This window comes from Mycoplasma testudinis ATCC 43263 (genome assembly GCF_000687795.1).
Classification (GTDB): Bacteria; Bacillota_I; Bacilli_A; order Mycoplasmatales; family Mycoplasmoidaceae; genus Mycoplasmoides; species Mycoplasmoides testudinis.
In genome coordinates, this window is record NZ_JHXT01000033.1 from 1 (window position 1) to 7,010 (window position 7,010).

Genomic DNA, 7,010 nt, shown 5'->3' on the forward strand with positions numbered 1-7,010 from the left:
AACAGTTTTTTCAATGAAACCATTCCGGCGATTGGAGTTTTCAGAACGCTCGTATTCGCTTCTTCCTAAATGTTCATCCATTTCGGCTTTAAGAAGTGCATTCAGTGGTTCAGAAAATACTTCTGTCATTGATTTAATTAAACTATTGGCACTGCTAGCATCAAAAATATCTGGGTTTCCTAGTACCAATTGGTTAAATTGGTCCATTACTTTTCGATAATTTTCAGATTTAGGTGGTTTTGGAGTTATTTTCTTTGCCATCTTGTTAATCATCCTTAATTAATTATTTGAATTTTAACACGATGCCAATTTAACACACTTATTTCATTACTACCTTGGTTTTCGTGATATTTTTAATTTTTATTATTTATTTAGGTTACAGAATAATACTTCATATCTTCTTTTATGAGATAAAAGATTTTACTTATAACTTCTTCAATCATTCATTATCTTTTTACTTTGTTGTTCATATTTTTTATTGTCTTTATTCATAAAGTATAATTCCTGAAAAATCGCATCAGTCAATATAAATTGCGCTGGCTTAGAACTAATAGGGATAATTGGTTTTTCTTTACAAATACATTGGCTTGAAAGAAAATAGTTTCCTTTAGAACGCAATTTTTCATTAGAAGATATAATGATTGTCCGAAGTTTTAAAGAATTACATTGTTCTAATAAAAACAGGACCTCTTTTGTTTTTCCAGAATGCGAAAATAAAATCACAACATCTCTAGCATCTAAGCTTGCAAGCTCTAAAATTGCATAACTTAAATCTTTGTATGCGTTTGCTTGTTTACGCAACATTTGTAAGTTTCTTGAAAAGTCACTTGCAGCATGAAATGATGCTCCCGTAGCATAAACAAAAATGCGTTTTGCTTTATCTATTACATGACAAATATCACGTAAATTTTTCTTATCAATATTTTTTATTGTTTGACTAATCGCGTAGATATAATAGCTTTCAAGATTGTGCACACGATCCATTAAATTATCGCTATCGTTAATTGGGTGATCGTGATATTTTGTATATTGTTCTTTGACATAAAGACGCATTTTTAAATAACTGCCAAATTTAAGCCTTTTCGCTAAACGCGATAAAGATGATTTAGTCGTAAAATAAGTTTTTGCTGCGTTTTCGATTATTAAATCTTGAAGTGGCACCGGGTCCTTATTAATTAAATTAATTGTCTTTTTATCATTTTCAGATAATCCTGGAGTTTGGGAATCCAGAATCACGAACTTTTTTTCCATTGTAGACATATTTTCTCGTTTATATTTTATTTTTAAAACATTCCAAAGCAATAACAAAAATCACTACTATTTAATATAAATTTATAAACAAATTTTAAACCTTTCACAAGTTTAAATGGTTTTCCAAAAAATCAACAATGATATCATCAGAAGCAGAAAAATTTGCTACATGTGTAGCAGCCTTTTTCACGCTCTCATTAGACTGTGGCATTGCCACTGAATACTTTGCTAATGAAAACATTGAAACATCATTTTCAGCATCACCAAAGACAATCGTTTGGTCTTTATCTAAATAATTATTTTGTTCTAAAAATAATAGTCCGCTACCTTTAGAAAAACCAATAGGCATAATATCCATATATCCGGGCCCAGGGTCAACAATATATACCTCAGATGAGTATTTTTGGTTAACCTCATCCATAACTTTTTGCATTTGTTCTTGCATATTATTTGTTGGAGCCATCACAAATTTTAAAGCACCAAGTTCTGGTGAACAGTATTTCTCATCTCAATTTATAGCTGGATAATCATTTCAAGTATCGAAAGTTTTTCAAATTTTTAAAGTATGTTCCATTTGTGGAGAATAAACATTTTTTGGGCACCACAAATAAATTACTTTAGGAGTGTTAATAAACACTGGAACCTGGTGCTTAATAATAATATTGAGAATATCTTTTGCCGTAGTAAATTTAAAGCTAGCAGTAAGTAATGGCTTATTATTAACGATGTCATAAACTAAGCCGCCATTATTAGAAATAATAGGAGTTTTAAGATTCAATTGGGAATGAAATTCAATTGCATGAAACCACGGCCTTCCAGTTGCAATGAACATTTTGATCTCTTTTAAATTCTTTAAATAATCCTGTGTTCTTTGAGACAAAAGAGACTGCTTATTTAAAAGCGTTCCATCAAGATCAAATACAAAATTTTTAATTTTAGACATTAAAAATATCCTAAATCTTTTTATTAGTATTTAACATTGTAAAAACAAATATCATAAAACGCTAACATATCTAACATAATCCTTCAATGAACAGGAGACAAAATTTATGAAACTTTGTTTTGATTATTCATATAACAATCTCAAAAAGATAAATATGACGTTACTAATTAAAACATAGAAAAAGCGCTAACTTTACAAGTTAACGCTTTCATGGATATTGACTATAATTAGTTTTAAATTACGCAAGTATCACATTCTAAATGTTCGCTGTCTTCTAATACATCTTGTCGAACACGAACATAATAAATTGAAGAACATTTCTTTTTAAAAGCACGTATATAAGCTTTGTTAAGATCTCGTGTTGTAACGCTATCAGTCATAAATAAGGTTAATGATATCGCTTGGTCAACATGACGTTGTGCCACTGCTGCAAGATCAATAATTGGGTTAGGTCCTAATTCAAAAGCACCTTGTTCGTAATATTTTTTATTTTTTTCATCAATTTTATAAGCGGGAACATAAACCCGGCCAACTTTACCTTCTTTACGAACTTCGACTGGAGCAACAACAGGTTGTAAACTAGGAGTACAAGACGATAAGTAAGATATTGAACCTGTCGGAGCAATAGCGATTAAATGAGAGTTTGCAAGACCATAAGTTTTAATGCTTTCAACCAGTTCTATTCAATCCTTTTGTGTCGGTATTTTTATTTTGTAGTGTTTTATAACGTGCGCAATTTTTTCAGTTTTACATGTAAATTCATTAACATCACACTTTGTGTACTTATCAAAATAAGACCCGTCCGCATATTTTGATTTTTTGAAATTTACATATGTTTTTCCAGAATCAATTGCTATTTGATTAGAAGCTTTAAATGCGTAATAAGCCATTGTATAAAAGAAAATATTTGTGAAATCTAAAGCTTCAGGTGAGTCATAATAAATTTCATGTGTAGCTAAAAAACCGTGCATGTTCATAGCGCCTAAGCCTAAAGCATGATTGTTTTGGTTTCCTTTTTTAACTGAAGGTGCACTACTCAAATTAGAGTTTGTAGAAACTGTATTTAGTGCATAAATAGCATCAGATATAGTGGTTCCGAATTCTTCACCAGCTTCCATAATTTTAGCGATATTAATCGAACCTAAATTACAAGCAATATCTTCACCAACTGTTTGGTAACTTAAATCTTCACCAAATTCACTAGGAGTTGAAGATTGCGCAATTTCTGAACATAAATTTGACATCACAATCCGCCCTTCGTTAGGATTGTTCCGATTAACTGTATCTTCAAATAAAATATAAGGGTATCCTGATTCAAAGTGAAGTTCAGCAATTGTTAAGAAAAACTTTCTCGCATTGATATAAGTTTTTTTAATTTTAGGATTAGCTAACATATTGTCATATTCTTCTGTAATTGAAATATCACTCATCGGTTTTCCATAAACTTTTTTAACATCGTAAGGCGAAAACAGCGCCATCGGTTGGTTGTTAGCAGCTAATTCAAAAGTAATGTCAGGAATAACTAAACCTAACGACAAAGATTTAATACGAATTTTTTCATCAGCATTTTCACGTTTGGTGTCAAGAAATTGCATCACATCTGGATGGTGGGCTTGTAAATAAACAGCTCCCGCACCTTGACGTTGGCCTAATTGATTAGCATAAGAAAAAGAGTCTTCCAAGATTTTCATTACAGGAATAACACCGCTTGATTGCCCTGCGATATTTTTGATTGGAGAACCAGCTTCACGAAGGTTTGTTAAACATAAAGCTACACCTCCAGCTCGCTTAGACAATTGTAAAGAAGTTGCAACTGCTCGGCCAATTGATTCCATATTGTCTTCAACACGAAGCAAATAACAAGAAATAAATTCACCACGTTGTTTTTTTCCAGCATTTAAAAAGGTTGGAGTTGCAGGTTGAAATCGTTGATACATCATTTGTTTTGTCAAATCTTTAGCCATTTCTTTATTTCCGTTAGCTAAAAATAAGGCATTCATGACAACCCGATCTTCAAAAGTTTCTAAATACTCTTTATGATCAAAGCTTTTCAAAACATAGGTGTTATAAAACTTTAAAGCTCCCATGAAAGAAGCAAACTCAAATTTAAAAGACTTTGCATAAATTGTTAGTTCTTTAATAAAACTTATTTCATATTTGTTTATCACTTCTTCATCATAGTAACCATTTTCTAATAAATAAACCATTCTTTCTTCAAACGAATTAAAAATCTTTGTTTTTGGTTTAACACTTCGAAGCATATATTCAGCTACAGCGCTTTTATCAGCATGAAAATTGTCTTTTCCATTAATTGTCATTTTTGACAATGCATTTAAAGCAATGTATTCGTCGTTTTCTTTTTTCAAATCATTATTTTTGTAGTTGTCGTTCATAATTTGCTTCCTTGTTTCTTGTTAATTTACTACTTATTTATTCCAAAAATCTAATACTAGTTTTTTTACTTCTTCAACATCATGAGCAGTCCCCAATAATTCAAACTGATACAATAACGGAACATTTAATTTTTTAGATAAAATAGGCCCAGCGATGGCAAAAGTTTCACCAAAATTAGTGTTGCCAGAGGCAATGACCGCTTTACAATGAATTCGATTTTGTTCGTTATTTAAAAATTTAATAACTTGTTTAGGAACCGCTCCAGCTGTTTGGTCTCCTCCACCGGCATAAGTTGGACAAATTAATACATAGTCTTGATCCATAATTAATTCAGGATCTTTAAACGAATATGGGATTCGATGGTTTGGTAAATCCAATTTTTGAATAAAGCGGTGTGTATTATTTGAAATGGACGAAAAATAAACAACAGAGCAAGCCCCGGTAGGTCTTTGAACTTCAGCAACTTTAATTAGATCTTTCATAGTTATTAATTCCTTTATAAATAATGATTAAAATTTTCAGTCGTCATCATCAGTTTCTTCAATCACACCCATAACATAAGAAGAACCATTCCCTGAAAAGAAGTCATGGTTTTCGTCTGCTCTTGCTGATAATTGAGCAAAAACTTCTGGCGCAATTCTTGTTTCTTCAGCAGTAAATGGGGATTCATAACCCAAATTTTGCAAAAACTTACCAGCATTATAGACACTGAATCGTATAGCATCTTCAGCTAAATCAAATCCTTCGTACAATTCATACAAATACTTTTTTTCTAGATCGATCAAATCATAAAGAAGTTTAAAGACAAAGGACTTCATCTCTTCTTGTTCTTTTACAGGAAGTTTTGCAACTTTCTTTTGATATTTGTAACCACTGTAATAATTATGAATGACTTTATCCCGCAAAATCAGACGGATAATATCGCTGGTGTTGGGCAACTTACCGCGAGCAGATAAATAAAATGGTAAATAAAATCCACCATACAACAAGAACCCTGGCATCAACGCTGCAGCAACTTTAGATTTCAATGGATTCTTATCGTGATAATACGGTATTAAAATTCGGGCACGGTCTTGCAAGCTTTGGTTGTTAATAACTCATTCATGACTTTCTTCAATCATTTCGCTAGAACACAAAGTTGAAAAGATTGTACCGTAAGAACGAGCGTGAACACCCACCATAAATGCGAAATTAGCATAAATTACTTGTTCATGGTCAGTTAACGAATTAGGAATTTGAGCAATATCACACACAGTGGCTTGAATCGTATCAAGTAAAGTTAAACCAGTGAAAGTACGAGTTATCAATTCTTGCCATTTATCATCTAAAGTTTTTCAAGATGAAATATCATTAGATACAGGGATTTTTTCAGGAATCCAAAAGTTTTGCGTCACGCGGGTTCAGACTTCAAGATCTTTATCATCGTTAATGACATTTCAGTTGGCCGCACGCATTTTGCCTTTAAAGCCGTTTTTATAATATTCGATTGGGGATACAGAATCCAGGTAGTACTGGTTCCGTACTTTAAGTTTATTTTCTTTCATAATATTGCCTCTAGATGGTTAAAAAGTAAGTAAATAGTTCAAAATTTGGGACAAAAAAATGTGCTGTAGGCATAGTTTATAAATTTCAAGAGATCTAATGTTTTCTTGAAATTGATTTAAAAGTTATTTTCAAACTTTCAATCTCTATTGTTCCTCGGAGCACTTCCGGTATTTAAAAAAATTTACTAGCTGAACTAAAATTTCAGACACGCAAGATGTAGTATAAAATAAATTGTGGATAAGCAACAAATATTGTTAATTTTTTTTAAAAGATTGGTGAACAACACTTTTTGAATATTTAAAAAATCAAAATAGAAGCGTTTTAAGGAAATTTTTTTCAAAATCTTGTAAATATTACGTAATACACAAAAAAACCTTTTAAAAGGCCTTATTTTTGCAAATAATAGATGTTTCTAGAAAAAAATACTCCATTTTGCTTCTAAAAAGATCAAATGATGAAATATTCAAATATTTAAAAAAATATTTTAAAAAACTATAAAAAAAATGTGAAAAAAACATGTTTTAAACATTTTCCCGGAAGTAATGATTTAAGTGTGTTAATGTCTAGATTTCTTTGAAACCATTGACATCGTGTTATTAAAAGTATACTAAAAAACGGAAACGCTTTCGCAATTTTCCGTTTTTATCATTATTTAAACGCGCAAATCTTTGACTCTTGGTCAAGATTGAACAATAAATTAAGTGTTTGTATTTATTCTGGTTGCAAATCTATATCAAATAGAATTTCGAGTTGCTGAATTATACTTTGCCAATTACGAACTTTCATTTGCCTATCGTCGCGTTCGTAATTCATGATGCCTAAATAAACAATTTTTAGAATTGCTTTATTATTAACAAAACTAGATTTGGTTTTGGTT

At 31.0% G+C, this 7,010-nt stretch carries 6 protein-coding genes; all 6 read right to left on the bottom strand.

Features of this window, described 5'->3' with window-relative positions; all coding sequences use genetic code 4:
• On the bottom strand, nucleotides 1-261 hold a 261-nt coding region (locus tag T384_RS06805), incomplete at its 3' end, for a transposase (protein ID WP_036499155.1).
• A 159-nt stretch (nucleotides 262-420) separates the two neighbouring features.
• Nucleotides 421-1,251 (bottom strand): MurR/RpiR family transcriptional regulator, encoded by an 831-nt coding sequence (locus tag T384_RS0105730; RefSeq protein WP_169734591.1) that lies wholly within the window; start codon nucleotides 1,249-1,251, stop codon nucleotides 421-423.
• 94 nt (nucleotides 1,252-1,345) lie between these two features.
• On the bottom strand, nucleotides 1,346-2,194 hold the full coding sequence (locus tag T384_RS07105; RefSeq protein ID WP_027120196.1) for a Cof-type HAD-IIB family hydrolase: 849 nt from the start codon (nucleotides 2,192-2,194) through the stop codon (nucleotides 1,346-1,348).
• A 233-nt stretch (nucleotides 2,195-2,427) separates the two neighbouring features.
• The gene (gene nrdE / locus T384_RS0105740) at nucleotides 2,428-4,587 is read right to left on the bottom strand and encodes a class 1b ribonucleoside-diphosphate reductase subunit alpha (RefSeq protein WP_027120197.1); all 2,160 of its coding nucleotides are present in this window, start codon (nucleotides 4,585-4,587) and stop codon (nucleotides 2,428-2,430) included.
• Nucleotides 4,588-4,620: 33 nt separating this feature from the next.
• Entirely contained in the window at nucleotides 4,621-5,070 is a 450-nt protein-coding gene (gene nrdI / locus T384_RS0105745; RefSeq protein WP_027120198.1) for a class Ib ribonucleoside-diphosphate reductase assembly flavoprotein NrdI, read from the bottom strand.
• 27 nt (nucleotides 5,071-5,097) lie between these two features.
• Entirely contained in the window at nucleotides 5,098-6,132 is a 1,035-nt protein-coding gene (gene nrdF / locus T384_RS0105750; protein ID WP_036499431.1) for a class 1b ribonucleoside-diphosphate reductase subunit beta, read from the bottom strand.
• Nucleotides 6,133-7,010: the final 878 nt, after the last annotated feature.